This window comes from Dactylosporangium thailandense, assembly GCF_059739745.1.
Genome location: NZ_AP029195.1, coordinates 5,231,036 through 5,256,956, shown reverse-complemented (window position 1 = coordinate 5,256,956; position 25,921 = coordinate 5,231,036). Strand labels below are relative to the sequence as shown.

Annotated in this window: 29 protein-coding genes; 14 read left to right on the top strand and 15 right to left on the bottom strand. The window is 74.6% G+C overall.

Going from position 1 to position 25,921, the window contains the following annotated elements:
- Positions 1-61: 61 nt before the first annotated feature.
- From AC6JBM_RS22815 to AC6JBM_RS22805, 3 genes are read right to left on the bottom strand one after another with little or no spacing between them, the layout of a single operon-like run.
- Entirely contained in the window at positions 62-1,291 is a 1,230-nt protein-coding gene (locus tag AC6JBM_RS22815; RefSeq protein WP_497985597.1) for a COG4705 family protein, read from the bottom strand.
- Between the two features lie 33 nt (positions 1,292-1,324).
- On the bottom strand, positions 1,325-2,200 hold the full coding sequence (locus AC6JBM_RS22810) for a COG4705 family protein (protein WP_497985596.1): 876 nt from the start codon (positions 2,198-2,200) through the stop codon (positions 1,325-1,327).
- 59 nt (positions 2,201-2,259) lie between these two features.
- A complete protein-coding gene (locus tag AC6JBM_RS22805) occupies positions 2,260-3,051 on the bottom strand; it encodes a COG4705 family protein (RefSeq protein ID WP_497985595.1) in 792 nt (263 codons plus the stop codon).
- A 94-nt stretch (positions 3,052-3,145) separates the two neighbouring features.
- On the opposite strand from AC6JBM_RS22805, the gene AC6JBM_RS22800 reads away from it, so the two are divergent.
- Positions 3,146-4,288 (top strand): hypothetical protein, encoded by a 1,143-nt coding sequence (locus AC6JBM_RS22800; RefSeq protein WP_497985594.1) that lies wholly within the window; start codon positions 3,146-3,148, stop codon positions 4,286-4,288.
- Here the strand turns inward: AC6JBM_RS22800 and AC6JBM_RS22795 are convergent.
- From AC6JBM_RS22795 to AC6JBM_RS22780, 4 genes are read right to left on the bottom strand one after another with little or no spacing between them, the layout of a single operon-like run.
- Complete coding sequence (locus tag AC6JBM_RS22795) at positions 4,266-6,854, bottom strand: ABC transporter permease (RefSeq protein ID WP_497985593.1); 2,589 nt, start codon at positions 6,852-6,854, stop codon at positions 4,266-4,268. The two genes, AC6JBM_RS22800 and AC6JBM_RS22795, sit on opposite strands and share 23 nt — an antisense overlap.
- Positions 6,851-7,495, bottom strand: coding sequence for an ABC transporter ATP-binding protein (locus AC6JBM_RS22790; protein WP_497985592.1), 645 nt, complete (start codon positions 7,493-7,495; stop codon positions 6,851-6,853). The genes AC6JBM_RS22795 and AC6JBM_RS22790 overlap by 4 nt, the downstream gene beginning before the upstream one ends.
- Positions 7,488-8,153, bottom strand: coding sequence for an ABC transporter ATP-binding protein (locus AC6JBM_RS22785; protein ID WP_497985591.1), 666 nt, complete (start codon positions 8,151-8,153; stop codon positions 7,488-7,490). The genes AC6JBM_RS22790 and AC6JBM_RS22785 overlap by 8 nt, the downstream gene beginning before the upstream one ends.
- Positions 8,150-8,680 (bottom strand): hypothetical protein, encoded by a 531-nt coding sequence (locus tag AC6JBM_RS22780; protein ID WP_497985590.1) that lies wholly within the window; start codon positions 8,678-8,680, stop codon positions 8,150-8,152. The genes AC6JBM_RS22785 and AC6JBM_RS22780 overlap by 4 nt, the downstream gene beginning before the upstream one ends.
- A gap of 86 nt (positions 8,681-8,766) precedes the next feature.
- Here AC6JBM_RS22780 and AC6JBM_RS22775 point away from each other — a divergent pair, with 86 nt between their 5' ends.
- The gene (locus AC6JBM_RS22775) at positions 8,767-10,089 is read left to right on the top strand and encodes a HAMP domain-containing sensor histidine kinase (RefSeq protein ID WP_497985589.1); all 1,323 of its coding nucleotides are present in this window, start codon (positions 8,767-8,769) and stop codon (positions 10,087-10,089) included.
- Here the strand turns inward: AC6JBM_RS22775 and AC6JBM_RS22770 are convergent.
- Positions 10,028-10,732, bottom strand: coding sequence for a response regulator transcription factor (locus tag AC6JBM_RS22770; RefSeq protein WP_497985588.1), 705 nt, complete (start codon positions 10,730-10,732; stop codon positions 10,028-10,030). The two genes, AC6JBM_RS22775 and AC6JBM_RS22770, sit on opposite strands and share 62 nt — an antisense overlap.
- A 66-nt stretch (positions 10,733-10,798) precedes the next feature.
- Here AC6JBM_RS22770 and AC6JBM_RS22765 point away from each other — a divergent pair, with 66 nt between their 5' ends.
- From AC6JBM_RS22765 to AC6JBM_RS22755, 3 genes are read left to right on the top strand one after another with little or no spacing between them, the layout of a single operon-like run.
- Entirely contained in the window at positions 10,799-11,104 is a 306-nt protein-coding gene (locus AC6JBM_RS22765) for a hypothetical protein (RefSeq protein ID WP_497985587.1), read from the top strand.
- A gap of 60 nt (positions 11,105-11,164) precedes the next feature.
- On the top strand, positions 11,165-11,539 hold the full coding sequence (locus AC6JBM_RS22760; RefSeq protein WP_350610572.1) for a BlaI/MecI/CopY family transcriptional regulator: 375 nt from the start codon (positions 11,165-11,167) through the stop codon (positions 11,537-11,539).
- The gene (locus tag AC6JBM_RS22755; RefSeq protein WP_497985586.1) at positions 11,536-12,447 is read left to right on the top strand and encodes a M56 family metallopeptidase; all 912 of its coding nucleotides are present in this window, start codon (positions 11,536-11,538) and stop codon (positions 12,445-12,447) included. The genes AC6JBM_RS22760 and AC6JBM_RS22755 overlap by 4 nt, the downstream gene beginning before the upstream one ends.
- On the opposite strand, the gene AC6JBM_RS22750 is transcribed toward AC6JBM_RS22755, so the two are convergent.
- Together AC6JBM_RS22750 and AC6JBM_RS22745 are read right to left on the bottom strand one after the other, a co-directional pair.
- Positions 12,433-13,134 carry a hypothetical protein gene (locus AC6JBM_RS22750; RefSeq protein WP_497985585.1) on the bottom strand — a complete coding sequence of 234 codons (702 nt, stop codon included), beginning with the start codon at positions 13,132-13,134 and terminating at the stop codon, positions 12,433-12,435. The genes AC6JBM_RS22755 and AC6JBM_RS22750 overlap by 15 nt on opposite strands.
- On the bottom strand, positions 13,131-13,442 hold the full coding sequence (locus tag AC6JBM_RS22745; protein WP_350610575.1) for a PadR family transcriptional regulator: 312 nt from the start codon (positions 13,440-13,442) through the stop codon (positions 13,131-13,133). Before AC6JBM_RS22745 ends, AC6JBM_RS22750 begins: the two co-directional genes overlap by 4 nt.
- A 79-nt stretch (positions 13,443-13,521) precedes the next feature.
- Here AC6JBM_RS22745 and AC6JBM_RS22740 point away from each other — a divergent pair, with 79 nt between their 5' ends.
- The 6 genes from AC6JBM_RS22740 (at position 13,522) to AC6JBM_RS22715 (ending at position 18,981) form a co-directional block, all read left to right on the top strand.
- On the top strand, positions 13,522-14,385 hold the full coding sequence (locus AC6JBM_RS22740; protein ID WP_497985584.1) for a hypothetical protein: 864 nt from the start codon (positions 13,522-13,524) through the stop codon (positions 14,383-14,385).
- Complete coding sequence (locus tag AC6JBM_RS22735) at positions 14,382-15,317, top strand: ABC transporter ATP-binding protein (protein ID WP_497985583.1); 936 nt, start codon at positions 14,382-14,384, stop codon at positions 15,315-15,317. Before AC6JBM_RS22740 ends, AC6JBM_RS22735 begins: the two co-directional genes overlap by 4 nt.
- A complete protein-coding gene (locus tag AC6JBM_RS22730) occupies positions 15,304-16,113 on the top strand; it encodes a DUF2705 family protein (protein WP_497985582.1) in 810 nt (269 codons plus the stop codon). Before AC6JBM_RS22735 ends, AC6JBM_RS22730 begins: the two co-directional genes overlap by 14 nt.
- Positions 16,114-16,178: 65 nt before the next feature.
- Entirely contained in the window at positions 16,179-17,141 is a 963-nt protein-coding gene (locus AC6JBM_RS22725) for a lysylphosphatidylglycerol synthase transmembrane domain-containing protein (RefSeq protein ID WP_497985581.1), read from the top strand.
- 51 nt (positions 17,142-17,192) lie between these two features.
- Positions 17,193-17,867: a response regulator transcription factor gene (locus AC6JBM_RS22720; RefSeq protein WP_497985580.1), complete on the top strand. Its 675-nt coding sequence runs from the start codon at positions 17,193-17,195 to the stop codon at positions 17,865-17,867.
- Positions 17,860-18,981 (top strand): sensor histidine kinase, encoded by a 1,122-nt coding sequence (locus AC6JBM_RS22715; RefSeq protein WP_497985579.1) that lies wholly within the window; start codon positions 17,860-17,862, stop codon positions 18,979-18,981. Before AC6JBM_RS22720 ends, AC6JBM_RS22715 begins: the two co-directional genes overlap by 8 nt.
- On the opposite strand, the gene vanX is transcribed toward AC6JBM_RS22715, so the two are convergent.
- The 4 genes from vanX to AC6JBM_RS22695 form a co-directional block, all read right to left on the bottom strand.
- Complete coding sequence (gene vanX / locus AC6JBM_RS22710; protein WP_497985578.1) at positions 18,957-19,565, bottom strand: D-Ala-D-Ala dipeptidase VanX; 609 nt, start codon at positions 19,563-19,565, stop codon at positions 18,957-18,959. The two genes, AC6JBM_RS22715 and vanX, sit on opposite strands and share 25 nt — an antisense overlap.
- Positions 19,562-20,581 (bottom strand): D-alanine--D-alanine ligase family protein, encoded by a 1,020-nt coding sequence (locus AC6JBM_RS22705; RefSeq protein ID WP_497985577.1) that lies wholly within the window; start codon positions 20,579-20,581, stop codon positions 19,562-19,564. The genes vanX and AC6JBM_RS22705 overlap by 4 nt, the downstream gene beginning before the upstream one ends.
- A complete protein-coding gene (locus AC6JBM_RS22700) occupies positions 20,574-21,530 on the bottom strand; it encodes a D-isomer specific 2-hydroxyacid dehydrogenase family protein (protein ID WP_497985576.1) in 957 nt (318 codons plus the stop codon). Before AC6JBM_RS22700 ends, AC6JBM_RS22705 begins: the two co-directional genes overlap by 8 nt.
- 67 nt (positions 21,531-21,597) lie before the next feature.
- Positions 21,598-22,479, bottom strand: coding sequence for an undecaprenyl-diphosphate phosphatase (locus tag AC6JBM_RS22695; RefSeq protein ID WP_497985575.1), 882 nt, complete (start codon positions 22,477-22,479; stop codon positions 21,598-21,600).
- Between the two features lie 84 nt (positions 22,480-22,563).
- Between AC6JBM_RS22695 and AC6JBM_RS22690 the strand changes: the two genes are divergently transcribed.
- The 3 genes from AC6JBM_RS22690 to AC6JBM_RS22680 all read left to right on the top strand — a co-directional run bounded on the left by AC6JBM_RS22690 (position 22,564) and on the right by AC6JBM_RS22680 (position 25,350).
- Positions 22,564-23,907 (top strand): sensor histidine kinase, encoded by a 1,344-nt coding sequence (locus AC6JBM_RS22690; protein ID WP_497986512.1) that lies wholly within the window; start codon positions 22,564-22,566, stop codon positions 23,905-23,907.
- Positions 23,908-24,063: 156 nt separating this feature from the next.
- A complete protein-coding gene (locus tag AC6JBM_RS22685; protein WP_497985574.1) occupies positions 24,064-24,450 on the top strand; it encodes a hypothetical protein in 387 nt (128 codons plus the stop codon).
- A gap of 36 nt (positions 24,451-24,486) precedes the next feature.
- Positions 24,487-25,350 carry an alkaline phosphatase family protein gene (locus tag AC6JBM_RS22680; RefSeq protein ID WP_497985573.1) on the top strand — a complete coding sequence of 288 codons (864 nt, stop codon included), beginning with the start codon at positions 24,487-24,489 and terminating at the stop codon, positions 25,348-25,350.
- 4 nt (positions 25,351-25,354) lie between these two features.
- On the opposite strand, the gene AC6JBM_RS22675 is transcribed toward AC6JBM_RS22680, so the two are convergent.
- Complete coding sequence (locus AC6JBM_RS22675) at positions 25,355-25,864, bottom strand: hypothetical protein (protein ID WP_497985572.1); 510 nt, start codon at positions 25,862-25,864, stop codon at positions 25,355-25,357.
- Positions 25,865-25,921 lie beyond the last annotated feature (57 nt).

Below are 25,921 nucleotides of genomic sequence, written 5' to 3'. Positions count from 1 at the left end.
GGGCCGCAGGACACGAGGCCGCCGGTCAAGCCGTACCTGACCGGCGGCGCCCGGTCCGCCGTCAGACTCCGTCGAACTTGTTCAGCGTGCTCATCAGCGTGCCGACGGCAGCGGCGCAGTCGGCCTGCGCGGGGCTCGCCGCGCGCAGCGCCGTGAGCACGTCGTCGATCTGGCCGTCGAGCTGGTGCCACTTGGCGGAGTCGCGCGGCTTGAGCCCGGCCTCGGCGTCGTCCCAGGCGACCTCGAGGTCCTTGACCCGGGTCTTGGCCCCGGCGAGATCGTGCTGCGTGACCTTGGCCTGGACGTCGGACACGATCACCGCGAACCTGCCGAGGTCGCCCAGCTTGGTCGTCGGGTGGACCGGCTGCGCCGCGGCCGAGCCGGTGACCGTGTCCTGGGCCACGTCGGCCTGAGCGTCCGTGGTCTGCGGCGATCCCTGTGCCAGGCTGAGCCCGAAACCGGCGATGACAACGGCCAGGGCCGCGGCACCGGCCCACGCGTAGTCCCGGCCGCGTCCGCCGTTCGGGCCGGCGCCCTTCTCGGCGACGCCGTGCCGGCTCACCAGCACCTGCTCGCGCACGACGAGCACGACGATCGCGGCCAGGAACAGCACGCTGGTGGCGCTCGCGCCCAGGGCCAGACCGCCGAGGTCCTTGTCCTGGGTGAGCAGGTCGCCGAGCGAGGCGCCGAGCGGGCGGGTGAGCACGTAGGCGATCCAGAAGGTGAGCACCTGGCCGGCGCCGAGGCGCAACGCGATCCACGTGGCCAGGATCAGACCGCCGAAGACGAGCGCGCCGTTGCGGAAGCCGAGGTCGAGGGCCTCGGTGGCGAAGTCGCCGGCGGCGGTGCCGAGCGCGAACGTGGTCAGGATCGCGGCCCAGTAGAAGGCCTCGCGGCGGGGCGTGTTGATGGAGGCGATCGCGAGGGTGCGCTCCTGGCGGTACCAAATCGTGAAGACCGCGGCGAGAACGACCGCGAAGACGGCCGTGCTGACGGCGAGCGGCACGCCCAGGGTGTCGGTGAAGAAGTCGGTGATCTGGGTGCCGACGATGCTCACCAGCACCACGCACAGCCAGTAGATCCACGGGGTGTAGGCGCGGGTCCGCAACTGCATGATCAGCGCGCCCACGAGGAAGGCGAACATGATCCCGTCGGTCACGGCGGGGCCGAGGCCGACGTTGACGTTCAGGTAGTCCGCGAGCGTCTCGCCGATCGTCGTGGACAGCACCTTGATGACCCAGAACGTGGCGGTGATCGCCGGCACCTTGGTCAGCCAGCCGCGTGAACGCACCGGCCTGCTGGCGGTAATGGACACAGCTCTCCCTCACGACTGCGTTACGGATGTCGTTTCCCCAGAAATCGGTGCAAACGTAGGCCTATCGTCCTGAACGCCCGCTGAAAGCGGGGGCTCGGTGTCGGTGCGGGTCACGGCCAGATATCCGACCAGGACGACGATGAGCACAGCCCAGGCCGCGGTCACCGGCCCGGTGCCCAGGCCCAGGCCGCCGCGTTCGTGCGAGACCCCCATCCAGTCCGCGAACGAGGCGCCGAGCGGCCGGGTGATCACATACGCGGCCCAGAACGCGGCCACCGCATTGAGCCTGCCGATGCGGAAGGCGAGCGCCGGCACCGCGATCGCGACGGTGAAGATGACGCCGGACAGCAGGTAGCCCCAGCCGAACGTCATGGCGGTGAGGTCGCCGGCCGCCGTACCCAGCGCGAACGTGGCCAGCACGGTGGCCCAGTAGAAGCACTCCCGGCGCGGTGTGGTGATGCTGTGGATGGACAGCGTGCGTTCGCTGGCGTACCAGACGACCAGGATCGCGGCGAGCGCGATCGCGAAGCCGATGGTGGAGAGCAGGTACGGCACGCCGAGCCCGACGTGGAGCACGTCGGCGGCCATCGTGCCGAAGACGCTCACCATGATGACGGCGAGCCAGTAGACGCCGGCCAGGTAGCGGCGCACCCGGAACTGCAGGATCAGCGCGGCGGCGAAGCCGAGCCCACCGAGCCCGACTGCCACCGGCGGCGCGATGGTGTGCGCGAGGAAGTCCGAGGCCGTCTCACCCATTCCAGTGGTCAGGACCTTGATGACCCAGAACAGGGCCGTCACCTGCGGCACCTTGGCCAGCCGGTTCTGGACGGCGGGGTGTGCGGGTTCGCCGGCAACGACGGCACCCGGCGACGAAGTCGAACGCATGCGCGCCAGACTGTCGGTTCGAAACTGAAAGCGCGCTGAGGCGCCGAGGGCCGGGCCGGCTACGCCGGGGCCGAGAAGTCCTCGGTGGCGATCTGGTCGCGGCGGGAGGCGGTCAGATACCCCACGAGCACCACCACGGCGAGCAGGCATACGACGCTCGGGCCGACGGTGCCGAGGTTCAGCCCGCCCGAGTCGGTTGGCTGGGCGACCCAGTCGCCGAGGGACGCGCCGAGCGGGCGGGTGAGCACATAGGCCGCCCAGAACGCGAACACCCCGCCGAGCACCCGCAGGCCGTAGAAGAGGCCGATGAACGCGATGACGGTCGCGAACAGCGCGGCGGACAGCAGATAGCCCAGGCTCAGGCGCTCGGCCAGCAGGTCCCCGGCGGCGGTGCCGAGGGCGAAGGTGACCAGGATCGCGGCCCAGTAGAAGGTCTCCCGGCGCCGGGTCGTGATCGAGTGGATCGACAGGGTCCTTTCGCTGCGGTACCACCAGAAGAACACGATCGCGAGCGCCACCGCGAACACGGCCGTCGTCGCCTCGAGCGGCACGCCGAGGGCGTCCGTGAGGTTGTCGGTGATCAGGGTGCCGGCGATGCTGACGAGGATGACGACGAGCCAGTAGCGCCACGGGATGTACTTCGGCGCGCGGTACTGCAGCACCATCGCCACGCCGAGGACGACGAACATCGCGATCGTCGTGCCGGCGAGGCCCAGGCCCAGGTTGAAGTTCAGCAGATCGGCGGCGGTCTCGCCGACGGTGGTGGCGAGCACTTTGATGATCCAGAAGTAGACGGTGACCTCGGGGACCTTGCTCGCTATACGGACAAATTCGGATCTTCTCGGCTCCATGCTGGGATCGTCACAGCCCCGGGCTGAAGGCCCGCTGAATGCCGGACTGGCGCGACTCAGCGCGGGTTCAGTTTCGCGCGCCTAGCGTGCGGCGATGCTCGGACGCCTGCTCTCCACGCGCACGATCGGCTATCTGGTGCTGGGCTGGGCCGCGGCCTGGTTCGGCATCATGGCCGTCGGGGGCGGCTCGTCGTGGCACTTCTTCCTGCAGGGGGCGACCGCGCTCGCCGACGCCGACGATCCCGTCAGCGGAGGGCTGCACCTGTACGCGGCCGCGCCGATCCTGCAGATCGGGCCGCTGAGCTTCCTGGCGGTGCTGGCGCTGCTCCCGGCCGGCCACGGGCTCGCGCTGCTGGGCGGGCAGATCCTCGGCGCCGCCGCCGGGCTGCTGCTGCTGTGGCTGGTGCGCGGGCTGGTGCCGCCGCTGCGGCGCGACGACGCCCGGCTCGCCATGGCCGCGGCGTACTTCCTGCCGGTGTGGATGTTCCTGGCGGTCGGCGTGGCCCACCTCGACGACGTCCTCGCGCTGCTGCTGTCGGTCGCCGCGCTGCGCACCGCCCGGGCCGGGCGCGCGTGGCCCACCGGTCTGCTGCTGGGCCTGGCCACCGACGCCAAGCCGTGGGCGCTCGGCTTCGCCGCGCTGCTGCTCCTGCTGCCCAGCCGGCGCCCCCGGTTCGCGGCCGTGGCGGCGCTGGCCGGTGCGGTGGCCGTCGCGTGGGTGCCGTTCTTCCTCGGGGACCCGGGGACGAGCAATGCGTTGCGGTACACCATCCAGAACGCTCCGGTCTCGGCGCTGCACGCGCTCGGCATCCACGACGCCCGCACGCCGGTGTGGGACCGCCCGGCCCAGCTCGCGCTCGCCCTGAGCCTGGGCGCGCTCGCCGCGTGGCGGGGCCGATGGGCGGCGATCCCGCTGCTGACGGTCGCCTCCCGGCTGGTGCTGGAGCCCGGCGGCAACAAGTACTACATCGCCGGCGTCGTCGTGGGCACGATCATCTGGGACTTCGCCGGCGCCCGGCACACCCTGCCGTGGTGGACGATGTCGGCGTCCTTCGGCCTGTTCGTGGCCCGCTGGATTCCCATGCCGGCGGTACTGCACGGGTGGCTCCTGGTGGCGCTGTTCGTCGCCGCCTGCGCCCTGCTGCTCGGCCGTTCCCCCGCCGGCGGGCGGGACGGGTCCACAGTGGACCCGGCCGCCCGCCTCGACGGGATGGTCAAAGGTCGCGCAGGACCGTGAGGGCCGGGCGCCGGGCGGCGAGCACCGTTGCCGCGCCCGCCGCGGCGAGACAGGCGACGCTCAGCGCCAGCCCGGCGCCCAGATACGGCCACGGGATCGTCAGCCGGTCGGGCGGCGGGTCGAACACGCCGGTCAGCAGGGCGGCGAGCATCCGCGACAGCGCCGCGGCCAGGAGCGCGCCGAAGGCGAGCCCGCACACCCCGACGACCGCGATCTCGGCCCAGACGAGGTTCGCGAGCTGCCGGGGCCGCGCGCCGATCGCGGTGGCCAGGGCGAACGTCCGGCGGCGCTCGGCGAACCCGAGGACGAGCAGGAGCCCGGCGGTCGCCGCGATGAGGGCGAGCGCGAACCCGAGCTCGACGTTCGCCAGCGCGGACAGGTCCACGGCCGACAGGCTCGACCCGACGACGCGGCGGGCGGAGTCGATGTCGGTGATCTGCGCGCCGGGGCCGAGCCTGGCCCGCAGCCGGGTGGCGACGTCGGCCGGGCGGGCGCCGCGGGCCGCCGTGACCAGCAGCGTGTTCGGCGCGTCGCCCGTCTGCCGGGCGAGGTACCCGGCGTTGGCGACCAGGAAGCTGTCCGTCGGGGCGGTCGGGAACTCCTTGACCACGCCGGCGTAGCGGAACGGGACGGTGACCGGCCCGCCGCCGTGCGCGCCGGGCAGCCGGAGCCTCAGCGTGTCGCCGGGGTTGAGCTGGAAGTCCTTGACCGTCTCGGCGCTGACGAGCACCGCGTCCGGGCTCTGGGCGAGGCGGTCGAGCATCTGCCGGGCGGTGCCGCCGGTGAAGTACGAGTCCTGGAGCGTCACGTGGCCGCCGATGGTCGTGGCGTCGATCCCGTACATGTCCTGCAGATCTGAGCCGACGTAGGCGAAGCGGTGCACCATCGGCTCGGCCGCGGCGACGCCGGGCACGCCCGCCGCGGCGGACGCGTCGACGCCGCCGGGCCGGTTGACGGTGACGTCCGCGCCGTTGGTCAGCTGCGCGTCGACGCCCGCCTGATGACGGTAGGTCTCGGCGAACACGGCGGTGGACGCGGCGAACGCGCCGGCCAGCGCGATGAACACCACGGTGCGGGCCGCCTGCCGGTGGCCCCGGGCGAGGGTCGCGGCCGCGGTCGCGGCGAGGGAGCCGGCCAGGGGCCGCAGGAGCCGGGCGGTGAGCCGGCGGCCGGGCACCAGCAGCAGGTAGGCCAGGCGCCAGGCGAGCAGCGCCCCGCCCGCCCACAGCAGGGCCGGGCCGGCGAGCGCCCAGTAGTCGACGGAGACCTGCGGGACGCCTTCGGGGGCCAGTACCAGTTGATAGCCGTTGCGACCGGCGGCGAGGACGATCGCGGCGCTGGCCGCCAGCAGGACGAGGTCGAGGCCGTAGCGCATCCAGGCCGGAGCCCGGCGGTCGCGGCCGGTGGGCCGCCGGGCGCCGGCGACCGTCGTGCGGGAAAGGTCGCGCCAGGCGGGCACCACGACCGTCAGCACGGCGATGAGCAGGCCGGCCGCCGCGGCACCCGGGGACCAGGCGGTGACGGCCAGCCCGGCGGCGGCGCCGGCGATGCCCACGACGGCGGCCTCGGCGGCCGCCAGCCGGAGCAGCTGGCTCGCGGTGGCGCCGCGGGCGCGCAGGAGCGCCTGCTCGCGGCGGCGGCGGGCGGCGCCGGACGCGGTCACCGCCGCGGTGAGCAGCGCGGCGACGACCGCGCCGGGCAGCCCCAGGAACAGGAACAGCAGGTCGGCGTAGCGGGCGTCGGAGCGCGCGGCGGCGAGGGTCGTGCCGAGGTTGTCGCCGACCAGGCCGCCGCCGGAGAGGTCGGCCTCGAGGTGGTGAGCGGCGGCGGTGACCGCGGTGTACGCGGCGGCCGGGTCGGGCGGGAGGTCGTGCCGGATCCGGGCGTGCAGCTGCACGCGGACCAGGTCGGGCCGCGACGCGGCGAGCGGGTCGAACAGGGCGTGCCAGCGGTCGGCCGGCAGGAGCAGGACGTTGTCTGGTGGGGCCTGCGGCTGGGCGCCGGGCGGGGCGCCGACGTTCTGGAACAGCGAGTCGAGCGCCGGCAGGTCGACGACGCCGTCGACGGTGAGCGTGACGTCGGGCAGGCGGGGCCGCTGGACGGTGACCTGGCCGCCCGGGACGGCGTGCAGGTTGGCCGCGGTCTGCTGGGCGAGCAGGACGCCGGTGGTCGCGCCGGCGAGGCCGCGCAGCTCGCCGGGGAACGTGGCGGCGTAGCCGTCGGGCAGGCCGAGGACCCGGGCGGCGCCGGTCGCCTGGGTCGTGCCGCCGGCGGCCGAGGTCAGGGCGGGGCTGGTGGCGAAGCCGACCGGCAGCGCCGTGTCCACGCCCGGCTCGGCCCGCACCGCGGAGCCGACGGCGGCCGGGTCCGCGCCCGGCTGCACCTCGACCTGCCAGTCGGCCGCCACCCGTTCGATGGCGCGCTGGGTCATCGTGGCCCGGGCGTCGCGCAGGAACACCCCGAGCGAGGCGATGAGGGCCACCGCGACGGCGATGCCGCCCGCGACGGCGGCCAGCCTCGCCGCCCGGTGCCGCAGCTGCCCGCCGATCCAGATCGTCGTCATCATGCCTGCCCCACCTCCCGGAGGCGTCCGTCGTCCATGGCCCAGCGCTGCGGCAGCCGGTCGGCGACCCGGGCGTCGTGGGTCGCGATGAGCAGCCCGGCGCCCAGCTCGGCGGCCGCCTCGAGCAACAGGGTGACCACCGCGTCGCGGTGCTCGGCGTCGAGCTGGCCGGTGGGCTCGTCGGCAAGGATGAGCCGCGGCGAGCCGGCCAGGACCCGGGCCACCGCGACCCGCTGGGCCTGCCCGCCGGAGAGCTCCTCGGGCAGCTTCCCCGCCAGGTCGGCGACGCCGGCCCGGCGCAGCGCCCCGGCCGCCCGCTCGGCCGCGTCGGCCGGGCGGCCGCCGGCCAGCAGCAGCGGCAGCGCGACGTTCTCGGCGACGTCGAGCGGGGCCAGCAGGCTCGGCCCCTGGAAGACGACCCCGATCTCGCCGCGGCCGGGCCGCCGCACGACGCCGGTGGTGGGCTCGTCGAGCCCGGCGAGCAGGTGCAGGAGCGTCGACTTGCCCGAGCCCGAGCGGCCCATCAGCGCGACGCGGCTGGCCGGGTGCAGGACACAGTCGACCGTGTGCAGGGCGACGACGGCGGTGGGGCCGGTGCCGTAGGTGCGGCTGACGCCGACGCACCGGGCGAGTTCCTCAGTCACCCGTGACCCGCCCGTCGACCAGCTCGATGCGCCGCTCGGCGATGCCGGCGACCGAGGGGCTGTGGGAGACCACGACGACGGCGAGGCCGCCGCGGGCGCGTTCCCGCAGCAGGTCGAGGACCCGCAGCTCGGTCGCGTCGTCCAGCTCCCCGGTCGGCTCGTCGGCCAGGAGCACGACGGGTTCGGCGGCGAGCGCGACGGCCAGGCCGGCCCGGGCCGCCTCACCGCCGGACAGCCGGGTCGCGGGGGTGCCGGCCCGGGCGGCGAGGCCGAGCTCGTCGAGCAGCCCGTCGCGGTAGGACCGGTCGACGTGGCCGGTGAGGTGCTGGACGAGGTCGACGTTGCCGGCGACCGTCAGGTGCGGCAGCAGGTTGTCGGACTGCAGGAGCATGCCGATGCCGCGGGCCCGGATCGCCGCGCGTTCCCGTTCGGGGCGGTGGCTGAGCCGGACGCCGCCGACGCGCACCTGGCCGCCGTCGGGCTCGTCGAGCCCGGCCAGGCAGGCCAGCAGCGTCGACTTGCCGGATCCGGACGGGCCGACGACCGCGACCAGCTCGCCCGCATGCACGCGCACGCTCACGCCGCGCAGCGCGCGGGTCTCCTCCTCGCCGGCCCGGTAGAAGCGGTACAGCTCGGTGGCCTCGATCGCGACGGTCACGACAGCCACGCGAAGGAGTCGGTCACCGTGCGCCAGGGGTCGACGTTGTCCGCGCCGACCGGGCCGCTCAGCGTCACGACCGCCTCGGTGCCGTCGCGCCAGAAGGCGTACCGCTCCACGGTGTCGGGCACCACCTTGCCGGTGACGGGATCGGCGGCGCTGTCGGCCCGGTAGACGACGAGGATCGCGTCGCCGCCCTTGCGCTGGACGGATTCGGCCCGCTCTACTGCGGCGCCGGGGACGTCGGCCTTCGCGGAGGCGACCGTCGGCGCGGCCGCCGCCGGCCGGGTCTGCACCCGGATGGCGTTGAGCTTGTCGGTGAAGGTGACCACGGCGCCCGACTCGGTGCGCTGCCAGCCCTCGGGAACCTTGATCTCGTAGCGCTGCCCGGCCGGGCGGAACGCGACGAACGCCGTGTTGTCGGGGATGTCGCCGGCGGGACTGTTGTCCGGGGCGGATCCGGACGAGCCGCAGCCGGCCGCCGCCAGGGCCAGCGCGACGGATGTGACGAGCAGGGAAACGCGCATGATCCGGACGGTACGGACGGCCGGGTTAGCGGCGGCTCCGGTGCACGTTAAGGCTGCGCTTACCTTTCGCCGTCCAGGATGGTGCGGTGACATCGCTGCGGGCCCGGATCCGGGCGTCGATCACCGGTGTGGCGGCCGGCGCGGTCGCGCTGTTCGCGCTGCCCCTCGCCTACGCGCTCGCCGCCGGATACGACAACGAGGCGGTGATCGGGCTGCAACGGGACGCGGCGCGGGTGGCGGCGACCGTGCCGGACTCCTACGGCACCGACGCCAGCACGGTCGAGCTGCCGCCGGACCTGTCCGCGTCGGTGACGGTCGGGGTCTACCGCGTCGACGGGGTGCGCCTCGCCCACGGCGGGCCCGAGCGCTCCGCGGTCGCCGCGGCCGCGGCCGATGCCCACCTGCACCACGCGATCGAGGACGGGCAGCTGGCGGTCGTGGCGCCGGTGCCGTCGGACGGGGGCGTCACGCTCGCGGTGCGCGCGTCGGAGCCGTACCGCATCGTCCAATGGCGAACCGCGCGCGCCTGGGGCCTGATGGCGGTCTCCGGCCTGCTCGTCGTCGGGCTCGCCGCGCTGCTGGGCCGGCGGCAGGCCACCCGGATCGCCCGGCCGCTGCAGGAGCTCACCGCGACCGCCCGCGCCCTGGGCGAGGGCGACTTCACCGTCCGCGCGGCGCGCAGCGACCTCGAGGAGGCCGACGCGGCCGGCCGGGCGCTCGAGGCGACCGCGCGGCGGCTCGGCACCGTGCTGGAGCGGGAGCGGGCCTTCAGCGCCGACGTGTCGCACCAGCTCCGCACGCCGCTGACGGCACTGCTGCTCGCCCTCGAGTCGGCGCTGCGGGACCCACAACCCGACCCGAGGCGGTTGCGGGCCGCGGCCGCGAACGCCCTGCGCCGGGCGGAGCGGCTGCGCGACACCGTCGAGGAGCTGCTCGACCTGGCCCGAGACACCCACGTGAGCGCCGAGCCGCTGGACGTCGCCGGGCTGCTGGCGGGGGCGCGCGAGCGGTGGCACGGCGAGTTCGCCGCGCGGGGCCGGCGGCTGGTGCTGCCGTCGCTGCCGCGGCTGCCGGTGGTGCCCGCGAGCAACGCCGCGGCCCGGCAGATCCTCGACGTGCTGCTCGCCAACGCGCTCGCGCACGGGGCCGGCACCGCGACGGTGGCCGTGACCGAGCTCGGCCCCGGAGTGTCGATCGAGGTCGGCGACGAGGGCCCGGGCATCACCGGCGACCCGGAGCGGGTCTTCGCCCGGCGGGCGCGCGGCATCGGGCTGTCGCTGGCCCGCAGCCTGGCCGAGGCGGAGGGCGGGCGGCTGCTCGTGCGGCGCGCGGCCCCGAACCCCGTCTTCAGCCTGCTGCTGGCGCCGGCGCCGTCTCAAAGCGATAGCCCCGGCCCCGCACCGTCGTGATCCGGGTGAGCGGCTCACCGGCCTCGGCGAGCTTGCGCCGCAGCACGCTGACGTGCACGTCGAGGGTCTTCGTGGGCCCGAACCAGTGCTCGTCCCAGACCTGCGCCATGAGATCCTCGCGGGTGACCACCTCGCCGGCCCGGGCCGCGAGCGCGACGAGCAGGTCGTACTCCTTCGGGCGCAGCACCAGTTCCCGCCCGCCGACGCTGGCCCGGTGCGCGGCCACGTCGAGCGACAGGCGCCCGACGGCGATCGGGGCGTCGCCCGGGGCCGCGGACCGCCGGCGCAGATGGGCGCGCAGCCGGGCGAGCAGCTCGGTGAGCCGGAACGGCTTGGTCAGGTAGTCGTCGGCGCCCGCGTCGAGCGCGACGACGACGTCGAGCTCGGCGGTGCGGGCGGTCAGCACCACGATGACGGTGTCGAGCGCCGCCGCGCGCAACCGCCGGCACACCGCGACCCCGTCGAGGTCGGGCAGCCCGAGGTCGAGCAGGATCAGATCGAAGGGCTGCGACTGTACCGCCAGCAGCGCCCCTGCCCCGTCGCGCGCCGCGCTCGCCCGGTAGCCGCCGGCCCGCAGCGCCTGCACCAGCTCCTCGGCGATGTCCGGGTCGTCCTCGACCACCAGGATCGCCGCGCCGTTCACGCCCCGATCGTAGCCCCGCTCGAACCGGCCCGCGCCTCCGTCTGCGCGTGCACGCGGCCGTCCGACATGACGACGCGCCGGTCGGCGGTGAGCGGATCGGTACACGAACCCGAACGCGGTGCGCCGCAGCAGCGTGCGGGCCGGCTCGGGCAGCGTGTCGAGCCGGCGGCCGTCGAAGTACACCTCGCCGTGGTCGGGCGCGCAGATGCCCGCGAGGCAGCGCAGCAGCGTCGACTTGCCGGGGCCGGGCCGAACGACCGGGCGACGTCGCGGGCCTCGATCATGCTCATGCCCGGACGCTCTGCGCCGCCGGTGTCGTGCCGCGTCGACCTGGGCTACGACATCGAGCGCGCCGTGCGTCCGGAGATGTAATGGGGTCCTTCCCTGGAGGTACCCTGTCGCCATGCGTTCTCACCAGCCCCGGGCGCGGCGATGAGCCCGGAACGGCGCGCGTGGGGCTCGCTGGAGTCGGACGTCATGACGGTCCTCTGGGCCGCGGCCGGCCCGCTGAGCCCCGCGCAGGTCCAGCAGGCGCTCGGCCGCGACCTGGCCTACAACACCGTGCAGACGATCCTCACCCGGCTGCAGGAGAAGGGCCTGGTGCGCCGCCGGGTCAGCCTGGCCGGCGGGCGGGGCTACGAGTACTTCCCGGCCGAGGACCAGGCCAGCGCGGCGGCCCGGCGGATGCGGGCCGTCCTCGACGGGCCCGGCGACCGGCACGCGGTGCTGCGCCAGTTCACCGCCGGTCTCGAGCCCGCCGACGCCGAGCTGCTGCGGGCCCTGCTGCGCGACGCGGACCCGGCGTGAGCTGGCTCGTCTACGTCCCGGTGCTGCTGCCGGCGCTGCTGTGGCCGCTCGCCCGCGTCGCCACCCGCGCCGGGCGGCCCGAGCGCGCCGCGCGGGCCCTCGCGGCCGGGGCGCTGGTGACCGCCGTCTCCGGCGCGGTGTGCCTCGTGCTCGTGGCCGCGACGCTGGCCGACGATCTGCCGGCGGTCGAGCGGTACGCGCGGCTGTCGGTGACGCAGGGCCAGCCGCTGCCGGAGCCCGTGCCCGACCCGATCGCGTTCGTCGCGGCCGCGGTGCTCGTGTGGATCGCCGCGCGGATCGCCGTGCGGGTGCGCCGGCGCCGGGCCGTCGCCGGCGAGCTGCACGCCGCCGGGCGCCCCGAGGGCGGGCTGGTCGTGGCCGACTGGGACAGCCCGCGGGCGGTCGCCGTGCCGCCCGGCCGCGGCCGCCGGGGACACATCCTGGTGACCAGCGGCCTGCTGCGCCTGCTCGACTCCCACGAGCGCGCCGCGGTGCTCGCGCACGAGCGGGCGCACCTGGAACGCCGGCACCACCGCACGGACGCCCTCGCCGCGCTGGCCACGGCCGTGAACCCGCTGCTGCGCCCGGTCGAGTCGGCGGTCGGCCTGCTCGTGGAGCGCAGCGCGGACGAGGACGCGGCCCGCAGCGTCGCCGACCGCCGGCTCGTCGCGCAGACCATCGCCAAGGTGGCGCTGGCCGCGCACGGCCCGGCCACGTCGCTCGGCTTCGACGGGTCCAGCACCGTGCGCCGGGTCGAGGCCCTGGTGCGGCCGGCGTCGGCCCGGCTGCGGCGCGGCGGGCCCACGGTCTCCGGCTCGGCGGCGGTGTCGACGCTGTCGTTGCTGGTCGCGGCCGCGGCGGTGGTCGAGTTCGTCGAGCTGCTCCGGGCCTGGCTACCGGCCGTGTAGGTCCTGGCCCGCGTGCAGGGCCGCCACGGCCGGCAGGAGCAGCGCGGCCGCGATGAGCAGCGTGCCGCCGAGCAGGCTCTGGCCGGCCGCGAGGGCGGTGCCGGCGCCGACCAGCAGGAGGGCGGCGCGCAGCCGGCGGCGGCTCGGTGCGGTGCCCATGCGCACGATCTGGGCGGTCAAAGCCCACAGCCGCAGGGTGATGAAGGTGAGCGCGCCCCAGTAGGCGGCGACGAGCAGCACCCGGGCGGGTCCGGCCGGATGGTCGACGAGTCCGCTGTTGGCCAGCAGGAGCAGGGCCAGACCGGCGGTCGCGGGGGCGGCCAGGGTGCGGATCGCGGCGGCGGCGACGGCCCGCAGCGCGCGCCCGCGCGACGGCGGCCGGGGCGCGGCGAGCAGGGCGCCGGCGAGGATCAGCCCGAGCCATCGGCCGGTCGCCGGTTCGGCCGCCCGCAGGAGCAGCGCGTCCGCGCCGGTGACGGCGAACAGGGCCACCGCGAGCACCCGGCGGGTCTGCCCGGCGGCGGTCTCGGGCCAGTCGCTCGGGTGCAGCCAGAGCCGGGCGGCGCCGCCGATCGCGTCGGGCCAGGAGCGCGCGCCGCGCTCGGCGATCTCGCGGCCGATCTCGTCGCCCCACCGTTCGCGCACCGCGGGCGGGTAGAGGGCGACGATGAGCGCCGGGGCGCTCATGCCGGATCGGCCCCGAGGGCGCGCAGGCCGGCCCGGGCGACGCGGGCGAGCTGCTCGAGCTCGGCGCGCAGGCTGGTGCGGCCGGCGTCGGTGATGCGCATGGTGCGCTGCCGGTCCTGGCCGTCGGCATCCCCGGTGACCGGCTCGATGAGCCCGCGGGCCTCGAGCCGGCTCAGGGCGCCGTAGAGGCTGCCGGGGCCGAGCCGGCGGCCGGTGAGCTCCTCGATCGCGGTGTTGATGGCGTAGCCGTGGCGAGGGCCGTCCGCGAGCACGGTGAGCACGACCATCTGGGCGTCGGTGCTGTGCACCCACTTACCGTACTACACGTCGAGTACTACATGCTGTGTAGTACTTGTCGTGTACTACGAGGCGCGTACTATGGCTGCCATGAGGTCCTTGAAGCTGATCCTGGCGGCGCTCGCGACCGGCGCCGCGTTCGAGGCGATGACGCTCCTCGCCACGCGGGACAAGGCCGTCCGCGCGGTCAGCCCGTGGCAGGACGACCCCTACGACGTGCTCGTCTCGTTCGCGCTCTTCGCGGTGCCCATGCTCGGCCTGGCGATCGCCGTCGGGCTGCCGGCCTGGCGCCCGCCCGGCGGACCCGAGCGCGAGCAGCGGGTCCTGCGCGCGGCCGCCGCGCTCGTCGCCGTCGTCGGGCTCACGCTCGCCTTCGAGTGGGCCGCCGTCGCCGCCCGCGCGCACGCCCGCGTCTGGAACGGGTGGACGACCGCGCTCATCGCCGGGCTCGCGGCCCTCACCCTGGCGGCCGCCGGCGTGGGGGTCGCGCTGTGGCGGCGGTGGTCGCCGCTCGCCACCGGGGACTGGCTGGACGACCTGCCCCTGCTCGGCCGCCGGCCCGGCCTGGTCGAGCGCATCCGGGCCCGGGCCACCGCGCTGTTCGCGGCGCTGAGCCTGTTCGCCGCGGCCGGCATCGTCGGCGCGCAGGCCGTCGGCGAGCGCTGGAGCGACCCGCTGCTCATCGCGTGGGCGCTGCTGGTCGAGACAGCCACCCTCTTCGCGTTCTGCGTCGCCGCCAATGCCGCCGCCGGGTTCATCCGCCGGACCCGCCCCCGGGCCGAGACCCCGATCCTCGCCGGGACCGCCGGGCTGGTGCTCATGACGGCGTTCCGGGACCCGGTGTGGAGAGCGATCACCCACCGGCCGGTGACGTCCGTGCCGCTGCTCGTCGCGCTGACCGTCGGCGCCGGCCTGCTCGCCGCGGCCGTCACGCTGGTGCGGAGGCCGGCGTGATCCGCGTCGAGGCCCTGTCGAAGCACTACGGCCGCCACGTCGCCGTCGACGATCTCACCTTCTCGGTCGACGGCGGCCAGGTGTGCGCGCTGCTCGGCCCGAACGGCGCCGGCAAGACGTCGGCCATGCGCGTCCTCGTCGGGCTGTCCAGGCCGACCGGCGGCCGCGTCGGCATCCTCGGCGAGCCGGTCCGCCTCGGCGCCGACGTGCTGCGCCGGGTGGGCGTGCTCATCGATGGTCCGGCATTGGTACCGCACCTGACCGGCCGAGCCAACCTCCGCCTGCTCTGGACGGCCACCCGCCGCCCCTGGCCGCCGCCCGCGCTCGACGAGGCCCTGGCCCTCGCCGGCCTCGGCCCGCATCTCGACCGCCGGGTGAAGCGCTACTCGATGGGCATGCGGCAGCGGCTGATGCTGGCCCAGGCCCTGATGCGGGACCCGGACGTGCTGATCCTGGACGAGCCCGCCAACGGCCTGGACCCGGCCGAGGTCCGGGCCCTGCGCGCGCACCTCGCCACGACGGCCGCCCGCGGCGCCGCCGTGCTGGTGTCGAGCCACCAGCTCGCCGAGGTGCAGCAGTTCGCGACCCACGTCGTCGTCATGGACCACGGCCGCCTCGTGACCACCGGCCCCCTCGACGCCCTGCTCGACCCGGGCGACACCTTCCGGATCAGCGTCGGCGACGCCGACCGGGCCGTGGCCGTCCTGCGCGCCGCGCCGGGTGTCGGCGCCGTCTCGGCCCAGGCGGGAGAGGTCCTGGTGACGGCGCCCGGCGTGGCGGACGGCGATCTGATCCGCGCACTGGTGACCGCCGGGGTGCGGGTCGACCGGGCGGGCCGGGCCGGACGGTCGCTCGAAGACGTCTTCATGGCCATGACCGAAGGGAACAGCAATACAGCCATGACCGAAGGGAACATCGATGCTGCGGGTTGAGCTCGCCACCCAGCTGCGCCGGCTGCGCACCCTGATCGCGCTCGCCGGCCTGGCCGCGCTGCCGGTCGTCGCCGCGCTCGCCACCGCCTCCTCGGCCGGGCACCGGCTCGGCAACCAGGACGGCCTGTTCGGCGCCGCCCCGTACTCGGCGCTCAACCACGCCATGGCGAGCCTCCAGTTCACCGGCCCGCTGCTGCTGCCGCTCGTGGCCGCCCTGCTCGCCGCCGCCATCGGATCGGCCGACCGGGACTGGGGGCTGCTGCGGTACCTCTACATCGCCCCGGTGACCCGCACCCGCCTGCTGGCCGGCCAGCTCGCCGCCGTCGTGGTCGCCACGGTCGCGGCGGTGGCCGTGGTCGTCGTCGCCGGGATGCTCGTCGGGCTCGCGACCTTCGGCTGGCACCCGTTCCACGTCATCGGCGCCGCGAACCTGTCCACCGGCGCCGCGCTCGGGCGCGTCCTGGCCGCGTGCGCGTACCAGACGCTGTGCCTGCTCAGCATCGCCGCGATCGCCTTCGCGCTCGGTGTGCTGCTGCCGCGCGGGGCGGAGGCCGTGGCCGTCGCGATCGCGTTCGTGGTCGCCGCGAGCATCCTCAACGGCCAGGCCGGCCCGCACGGCCTCCTGCACCTCGTCGCGGTGGCGCTGCCCGTGCACTATTGGCAGGACTGGCCCGGCCTGCTGGAGCGGGCCCCGGCGCCGCACCTGGGCACCGGGATCGCGGTGCAGGTCGCGACCGTCGCGGTCGCCGTCACCGCCGCGGCGCTCACCCTGCACCGGCGCGACCCCGCGGCCTGATTTCTCACGCAATTCTTATCCGCGAATCGCGCTCGCTCTTACCTTCGGTGCCGAATCTGATGGGCGTGAAACGCTACTGGCGAACCGGGCTGCTCGTGGTGGGTGTCGTCGTGGCCGCGCTGGAGTTGCGCGGCCACCTGCCGTCCCCGTCGCAGACGTGGCAGGCGCTGCGCACGGCCGACCTGCGCTGGCTGGCGGGGGCGGTCGTGCTGTCCGGGCTCGCCATGGTCGCGTTCTCCGAGCAGCAGCGCCTCCTGCTCGGCGCCTTCGCGGTGCGGATGGGGGCCGGGGCCTCCCTCGGCCTCACCTACACGCGCTCGGCGATGGCGGCCGCGCTGCCGGCCGGGTCCGCGGTGTCGGCCGGCTACGCCTTCGGGCGGTTCCGGGCCCACGGCGCGCCCCGCCCGGTCGCGGCCGCCGTGATGCTGCTGTCCGGCGCGGCGTCGGTCGCCGGCCTGGCGCTGCTGTACGCGGGCAACGTCCTGCTGCTGGCCCGCCCGTCCGCCGCCGCGCTCGGCATCGGCGCGGCCGTGCTCGTGCTCGGCGTGCTCGTCGCGCTGCACGCGAGGGCGGTGCGCCGCGCCGGCGGGCCGAGGCCGGTCGTGGAGACGGCGGACGACGGGAGTATCCGGACCACGCTGCGGCGGACCCTGGCGCTGGCCGGCTCGGTCCCGACGCGGCGGTGGCTCGCCGTGATCGGGATGGCGGTCCTCAACTGGCTCGCCGACCTCGCCTGCCTCATCGGTGCCGTGCGCGCCACCGGCCTCACGGTGCCCGTCACGACCATCGCGACCGGCTACCTCGTCGCGCAGCTCGTCCGGCAGATCCCGGTCACCCCGGGCGGCATCGGGGTCATCGAGGCGAGCCTGCTCGTCGCGCTCACGGCCGCCGGCGCCCCCGCCGCCCCGGCCGCGGCGGCGGTGCTGCTCTACCGCATCCTGTCGTGCTGGGTCGACCTGCCGATCGGCCTGGCGTGCTGGCGTGCGTCGAAGAGCCCGGTGGCCGAACGGGTCCTCGTCCCGGCCTGAGGCCCGTTTTCGGTACGCCCGCGATATGTCCCGGCTCGTAGGATCGGCTGCATGCGTGTGCTGGTCGTCGAGGACGAGCCCGATATGGCCAAGGCCATCCGCGACGGTCTGCGCCTGGAGGCGATCGCGGCGGACATCGCCGGCGACGGCGACACGGCGCTGGAGCTGCTGAGCGTCAACGCCTACGACATCGCCGTCCTCGACCGTGACATTCCCGGGCCCTCCGGCGACGAGGTCGCCGCGAGCATCGTCGCCTCCGGCAGCGGCATGCCGATCCTGATGCTCACCGCGGCCGACCGGCTCGACGACAAGACCTCCGGATTCGAGCTCGGCGCCGACGACTACCTCACCAAGCCGTTCGAGCTGCAGGAGCTCGTGCTGCGGCTGCGGGCCCTCGACCGGCGGCGCGGGCACAGCCGGCCGCCCGTGCGGGAGATCGCCGGGCTGCGCCTGGACCCGTTCCGCCGCGAGGTCTACCGCGACGGCCGGTACGTCGCGCTGACGAGAAAGCAGTTCGCGGTGCTCGAGGTGCTCGTCGGGGCCGACGGCGGGGTCGTCAGCGCCGAGGCGCTGCTGGAGCGGGCCTGGGACGAGCACGCCGACCCGTTCACCAACGCCGTGCGCATCACGGTCTCGGCCCTGCGCAAGCGCCTCGGCGAACCGTGGCTGATCGCGACGGTGCCCGGCGTCGGCTACCGCATCGACGCCGGAGGCGACCGTGGATAGGCGGCCCGGGCTGAGTGTGCGGCTCAAGCTCACCCTCAGCTATGCCGGGTTCCTCATGGTCGCCGGGGCCCTGCTGCTCGGCCTGGTGTGGGTGTTCCTCCTGCGCTACGTGCCCGACCCGGGGCGGATCACCATGCAGGTGCCGGGGATGCGCGAGGTTCCGGTGCTGCGCGGCCCCAGCCGGCACGACCTCGTTGTGGCGTTCGTCCCGCGGGCCGAGCAGGGGATGGTGTTCCTGCTGGTATTCGGGCTGGCCGGCGGGTGGATTCTCGCCGGCCGGATGCTCGCGCCGCTGGCCCGGATCACCGACGCCACCCGCGCGGCCGCGGCCGGGTCGCTCTCGCACCGGATCGGGCTGGACGGCCGGCAGGACGAGTTCCGCGAGCTCGCCGACGCCTTCGACGGCATGCTCGCCCGGCTCGAGGCGCACGTGGCCGAGCAGCGGCGCTTCGCCGCCAACGCCTCCCACGAGCTGCGCACCCCGCTGGCGATCACCCAGACCCTGCTCGACGTGGCCCGCCGCGAGGGCAACGCCGGCACCGGCGAGCTCGTCGAGCGCCTCCGCGCCGTCAACACCCGCGCGATCGACCTCACCGAGGCCCTGCTCGTGCTCAGCCGGGCCGACCAGCGCTCCTTCGAGCGGGAGCCCGTCGACCTGTCCCTCCTCGCGGAGGAGGCCGGCGAGACGCTCCTGCCGCTGGCCGAGAAGCACGGCGTCACCCTCGAGACCTCCGGCGACATCGCCCGCACGGCCGGCTCGCCCGCGCTGCTGCTGCAGATGACCACGAACCTCGTGCACAACGCGATCGTCCACAACCTGCCCGAGCACGGCCGGGTGCGGGTCGAGACCGCCGTCGGCACGGACACCGTCGTGCTCAGCGTCGAGAACACCGGCGACCGGCTCGGCCGGGAACTGGTCGCGACCCTCACCGAGCCGTTCCGGCGGGGCACCGACCGCATCCGCGGCGACCAGGCGGGGGTCGGCCTGGGCCTGGCGATCGTCAAGAGCATCGTCCAGGCCCACGACGGCACCCTCGACCTCGCACCGGGCGCGGCCGGGGGTCTGCGGGTCACGGTGCGGCTCCCGCGCTACGCGACGGGGAAGTCGAAGTAGGTGTCCGGGTAGGGCTCGTCCCGCAGGGTGTAGTGCCACCACTCGCAGTCGTACCGGATGAAACCGCAGTCCTCCATGAGCGTGCGCAGGTGCCGGCGGTTGCGCGTCTCGGCCGGGGTGATGCCCTTCGCGCCGTGGTGCGAGACGGGGTCCATCAGGTCGTGGCCGCCGCCCATGGCCGCGAGCTCGCCGGTGCCCAGGTGGTAGAGCGTCAGGTCGACGGTGCTGCCGCGGCTGTGGCCGGACTTGGCGGCCACGTAGCCCTTCTCGAACATCTGGCGCCGCTGGATGTTGGGATAGTGCCGGGGCTTCGTCCGCCCCGCCTCCGGCTCCTTCGACCAGCGCACGAAGCAGTCCACGGCGCGCTGCGGGCGGTAGCCGTCCCACAGGAGCAGGCCGAAGCCGAGGGCCGCCGCCTTGTCCCGCGCCTGCTCCAGGGCCGCGCACAGGGCCCGCGTGCCGACGATGCGGTTCGCCACATAGCCGTCCACCGGCTTGCCGGTGAAGTTGTCCCAGGTGGCGTACTTGGCGTCCCAGCGGATGCCGGGCACCAGCTCGTCGACGAAGACGAACTCCTCCTTCATCGCCGCCGTCCCGCCAGCGTCAGGGCCACGAGCCGGTCGATCACCTCGGCCAGCGGCAGCCCGGCGGCCGCCATCATCCGGGGATAGCGGCTGTACGACGTCAGGCCGGGCATGGTGTTGACCTCGTTGAGCACGACCGTCCCGTCCTCTCGCAGGAACAGGTCAACGCGCGCCAGCCCCCGGCAGCCCAGCGCCCGGTACACGGCCTTGGCGGTCTCCCGCACGAGCGCGCGGGACTCGGCCGGGATGTCGGCCGGGACGATCGGCGTCGAGTTCTCGGAGCCGCTCTCCGGCGTGCTCTCCTGATGGATGCGGAAGAACCCGTGCGACAGCGCGATGCGATCCACCTCGCCGGCGAGCAGATCCGCACCGCTGCCCAGGATGGCGCAGCCGACCTCGCTGCCGACGACCGCCTCCTCGATCAGGACCTTCGCGTCGTACTGCCGCGCGGCCTTCACCGCGTCGGGCACGTCCTCGGCGCGGGTGACCTTGCTGACGCCGAACGACGAGCCCGATCGGGCCGGCTTCACGAAGGCGGGGTAGGCGATCCGCGGGTCGACGGGCTCGTCCCCGGTGACGATCCAGTGGTTCGGCGTGGCGATGCCCGCGTTGCCGGCGACGATGTAGGCCAGCGACTTGTCCATGCACAGGGCGGAGCTCTGGATGTCGCAGCCGACGTAGGGGATGCCGGAGAACTCGAGCAGCCCCTGCACGCCGCCGTCCTCGCCGAGCCGGCCGTGCAGCACGGGGAACACCAGGTCGAGCCCGATCGTCTCGTACCGCCCCGCATCGAGCACCAGCAGCCCGTGGACGCCCGGGTCCGGCGACAGCGCCACCGGCCGGCGGCCGCCGTGCTCGTCGAGCAGGTTCCAGGCGCCGTCCTCCGCGATCTCGATGAAGTACGGCTCGTACCGGCCGGTGTCCAGGTTCTTGGCGACCTCCCGCGCCGACTTGACGGAGACGGGATGTTCCTCGGAACGACCCCCGAACATGATGCCGATGCGCAACCTAGCCATGCCGCGTCCCGCTTTCGAAGTTGAGGCAGTTGATGATGGAGTTCTCGACCGTGTCGCTCAGGGCGTGGTCGGTGTAGTAGGCGGTGTGCGGGCTGATGAGCACGTTCGGCAGTTGGTGCAGCCGCAGCAGCGCCTTGCTGTCGATGGGGCGGTTCCGGCAGTCGGCGTAGAAGATGCCCTCCTCGCCCTCCAGGACGTCCAGCGCCGCGCCGCCCAGCCGCCCGTCCTCCAGGGCCGAGACGAGGGCCTCGGTGTCGATCAGCGGGCCGCGCCCGGTGTTGACGACGTACGCGCCGGGCTTCATCCGCTCGATGCGCTCGCGGTTCAGGAGGTGGTGGGTGTCCGCCGTGAGCGGGGTGTGCAGCGTGACGATGTCGCTTTGCCGCAGCACCTCGTCGAGGGGATGGCGGCCGCTGGTCAGGATGCGGCAGCCGAACCCGCCCAGCCGGTCGACGACGGCCGAGCCGATGCGCCCGGTGCCGACGACGCCGACCGTCAGATCGCGCAGCTCCCGGCCCCGCACCTCGTGCAGCCGGTAGTCGTGGGCGTCCGCGCGCAGGACGATCGACTTGGCGTTGCGCACCGCCATCAGCATCAGCATCAGCGTGAAGTCGGCCACGCTGTCGGGCGAGTAGGCGACGTTGCCCACGGCGATGCCGACGCTGCGCGCGAAGGGCACGTCGATGTGGTTGTAGCCGATGCTCCTGGTGGAGATGTACCGCACGCCGGCCCGGCCGAGCGCCCGCAGCGTGGCATTCGTGACGTGGGTCTTGTGCCCGACGCTGACGCACCGGTTGCCGACGGCCAGGCCGATGGTGGCCTCGGACGCGGCCGCCTCGGTGATGGTCGGCCGGACGCCGAAGCGGGGGGCCAGCTCGCGGAACAACACGGCCTCGTCGGGGCCGCACCCGTACACCGTGATGCCCGTCGAGGTCGCGCCACCAGTCATGCCACCAGTCAAGGCGGCGGGGTGTTGCCGGTGCGTATGCGGTTTTCGATACGCGGGCGATATGGCCTCAGCCGAGCGTGAGCCAGCCCAGGCTCGCCAGCCCGGCGGCGACGCAGTAGATCGCGAACGGCGTCAGGGTGCGCCGCTCGAAGTACCGCGTCAGAAACCGCACCGACAGGTATGCGGCGGCGAAGGAGGCCACGCTGCCGGCCAGGACCTGACCGCGGATGCCGGCGCCGAGCGGGCCGGACAGGTCCGGCACCTTCAGCACGCCAGCGGCGAAGATGACCGGCGTGGCGAGCAGGAACGAGAAGCGCGCCGCGTCCTCGTGCGACAGCCCCTTGAGCAGCCCCGCGCCCATGGTCGCCCCGGAGCGGCTGATGCCCGGCAACAGGGCCAGGATCTGCGCGCTGCCGATCTGCAGGGCGCGCGAGAACGAGCCGGACGCCAGCCGCTCGTCCGGATCGCCGGTGGTCCGATCCTCGGCGGGCGCACGGCGGCGGAGCCGTTCGGCGCCGAGCAGGATGAGCCCGTTGAGGGTGAGGAAGATCGCCGCGGGCACGGGGCGCCCCAGGACCGTGCGGAACGTGTGCTCCAGCAGCAGGCCGGTGACGCCCACGGGGATCGTGGCCACGATGATCATCCACGCGAGGCGCTCCTCGGGCGTCATGATGCGGCGGTACCGCACCGACGACCCGAACCCGCCGAGGATCCGCAGCCAGTCCCGCCAGAAGAACATCAGCAACGCCAGCGCCGTGGCCACGTGCAGCCCCACCACGAACGCCAGATACGGCGACTCGGGCGCCGACACGCTGAGGTCGCGGGCCCAGCGGCCCCCGATGAGCGCGGGCAGCAGCACGCTGTGGCCGAGGCTCGACACCGGGAACAGCTCGGTCACGCCCTGCAGGAGGCCGACGACGATCGCCTCCGGATAGGTCAAGTGGTGCATGAGCCGGGATGGTGCCGAGCCGATCCTGAGAACAGCTTGAATTCAGCCCCCGTTCAGGACCGCGCCGTTACCGTCCGTCGGGTGATGAGGTTCGCGGCGGGGATTCGGCAGCGGCTCGGGGTGCGGATGCGCTCCGCGCTCGCCGCGTCCGCCGTGGTGGCGATCGCCTCGGTGCTGACCGGTGTGGCGTTCGTCATCGCCGCGAAGGTCATCCTCACCGGCAACGTCGACCAGAGCACCGGCGACCGGGCGGCCCAGATCGCCGGGGCGATCGACGACGAGGAGGCCCTCGCCGCGGTCATCCAGCCGTCGCTGCGCGACCGCACCATCGTGCAGGTGCTCGACGCGAGCGGGAAGGTGCTGCGCTCCTCGACGCTGCTCGCCGGGGCCCCGCCGATCTCGGCGCTCCGGCCGCCGGCGGGGGAGACGCGGCTGGAGCAGCGCCGGCTCCCGGTGGCGCACGACGAGTACTTCCGCATCACCGCGCTCGGGGCGCCCGGGCAGCGCACGGTCCTCGTGGGGCAGTCGATCGACGAGATCGACGACGGGACCGAGGCCGCGATCGGGGCGCTCGCGATCGGTCTGCCGCTGCTGACCGTGACCGTCGGGGTCGCGACCTTCCTGTTCGTGGGGCGCTCGCTGCGGCCGGTCGACGCGATGCGCCGGCAAGCCGAGACGATCAGCGGGCGGAACCTGCACATGCGGCTGCCGGTACCGCCGGCCAATGACGAGATCGCCGCGCTGGCCGCGACCATGAACGGGATGCTCGACCGCATCGAGTCCGCGACCGCCGCGCAGCGCCGGTTCGTGGCCGACGCCTCGCACGAGCTGCGCAGTCCACTGTCGACGGTGCTGGCCGGGCTGGATCTGCTCGGAGACGGGCCGCACGTGGACCGGATGCGCCGGGAGAGCGACCGGATGGCGCGGCTCATCGCGGATCTGCTGCTGCTGGCGCGGGTGGACGAGAAGGGGCTGCAGCTGCGGCACCAGGACGTGGACCTCGACGACCTCGTGTACCTCGAGCGGGAACGCCTGACGGCACAGCACCCGCAGTTGCGGGTCACGACGCGGGCGGCGCCGGTGCGCGTGAACGGCGACCCGCACCACCTCCAGCGCGTGCTGCGCAACCTCGTGGACAACGCGGCCCGGTACGCGAAGCACGCGGTCGACGTGACGGTGCGGACGCAGGACGACGCGGCCGAGGTCACCGTGGCCGACGACGGGCCGGGCATCGGCCCCGCGGACCGCGACCGGGTCTTCGACCGCTTCGTCCGCCTCGACGAGGACCGCTCCCGGGCCGGCGGCGGCACGGGACTCGGGCTGCCCATCGCCCGCGACATCGTGACCGCCCACGGGGGCACGCTGACGGTCGAGGAGTCCCCGGCCGGCGGGGCGCTGCTGCGCGTGAGCCTGCCGCTCACGCGATGACGATCCGCTTCGCCGAGGCCGAGCGTCGGCTGTGCCAGGTCCATGGCAGGTCCCTGGCAGCGTTTACCCAGGTTCATCTCCGACGCTGAGCATCGCGAAAGCGCAGGTGGAAGGCCTGCGCGGGGGATAGGAGCGATGCACGTGCCCATGAAGTCGATGAAGACAACCAAGCGGATCGGCCTCGCGGCGGTCGGCCTGACGGCGACCGGCGTGATGGTGTTCGGCGCCGCCTCGCTGGCCAGCGCGGAGACGGCCGCGCCGTCCCCGAGCGCCTCGGCCGAGGCCGGCAACGGTGGCAAGGGACACGACGGCGGTGGACGGGGCCAGTCGAACCACACGGCGGTGACGGGGGATGAGCTGGCGAAGGTGACGGCGGCGATGCGGGCGAAGGACTCGTCGGTGTCGGTGACGAAGGTGTTCAAGGACTCGGACGGTTCGTACGACGTGCTGGGGACGAAGGACGGCGCGAAGGTCTTCTACGAGGTGACCGCGGACCTGAAGACGTTCACCCAGCGCACGCACAAGCAGGACGGCGGCAAGTAGGTCTCCGCGCCGCCGGATCGCTAGGCTGCATCGGGTATGAGCGTTCGTGCGGCCGCAAGACGGTGGCTCCGCACCGCGGTGGCGGTGGCGGGGTTCCTGGTCGCCGGCTGTGGCGCCGCCCCGCCGCCGCCGGCGGCGTCACCGTCGTCGCCGCAGGGGCCCGGGCACGTCGTCGTGGTGGTGTTCGAGAACAAGTCCTACCGGCAGCTCGCCGGACGCCCGGAGGCGCCGTACCTCAACACGCTCATGGCCCGCTCCGCCGTCTTCACCGACGCGCACGGCGTCGCCCACCCGAGCCAGCCGAACTACCTCGCCCTGTTCTCCGGCTCGACCCAGGGCGTCACCGACGACCACTGCCCGGTCCGGGCCGGCGGGGCACCGAATCTTGCCCAGCAGCTACAGGCGGCCGGGCACACCTTCGCGGGCTACTCCGAGGACCTTCCCGCCGCCGGATACCGCGGCTGCTCGCGCGGGCGGTACGCCGCCAAGCACAATCCCTGGGCCGACTTCGACACCGTGGCCGACGCGGCGAACCAGCCCTTCACCGCGTGGCCCGCCGACCCGGCGAAGCTGCCCACCGTCGCGTTCGTGATCCCGAACCTGTGCGACGACATGCACGACTGCGGGGTCGCGACCGGCGACGCCTGGGCGCGCGAGCACCTCGACCCCTACGCGCGGTGGGCCGAGGCGAACGACAGCTGGCTGATCGTGACGTTCGACGAGGACGACGGCGGCAGCGGCAACCAGATCCTGACCCTCGTCGCCGGGGCGGGCATCACCCCCGGCAACCGCTCCGGCCGGGTCGACCACTACTCGGTCCTGCGGACCATCGAGGACCGCTACGGGCTGGCCCCGCTGGGTGGCGCGGCCGCGGCGACCCCGTTGCCGCTGGGGCGCTGAAGGCTCAGCCGCCAGACTTGCCGGCCCGCGCGCCGGGGCCGCCCTCGACCGCGATCGGGCCGGGCTCGAGGCTCCGGCACGCGGTGTCGGCCCGGCGCCAGGCCGGGTCGTCGTCGGGCGGCACGGTGGCGGGCCGGAACACCCCGTCGCCGCCGGGGTCGGGCCAGTCGGGCAGGCCGTTGTCGCGCACGCACGCGGCCCAAGCGCGCAGCTTCGCCATCTCCGCGACGCTCAGCGGGCGCTCGGTGCGGGCCGGGATGGCGCCGATCCGGGCGAACTGCTCCTGGCACTCGGCCGCCGGCTGCTTGACGAGGCCGTTGACGGAGGCCGGGAAGCCCCACCGGCCGTCGGTCTCGACCGGGTCGGGGAAGTCGGGGAAGCCGTTGGCGCGCATGCACGCCGCGGCCGCGGCGTAGACGTCCCGGTCCGGCGCGGCCGGCTCCGGGGTGCCGGAGCCGCAGCCGGCCAGGCCGATGATCCCCGCGCTCACCGCGGCGAGCAGACGCATACGCATGCCCCAACGGTCGGCCCCGGGCGCTGTCGGCGCTTCCCCCGAAGGATGCCCGGACCC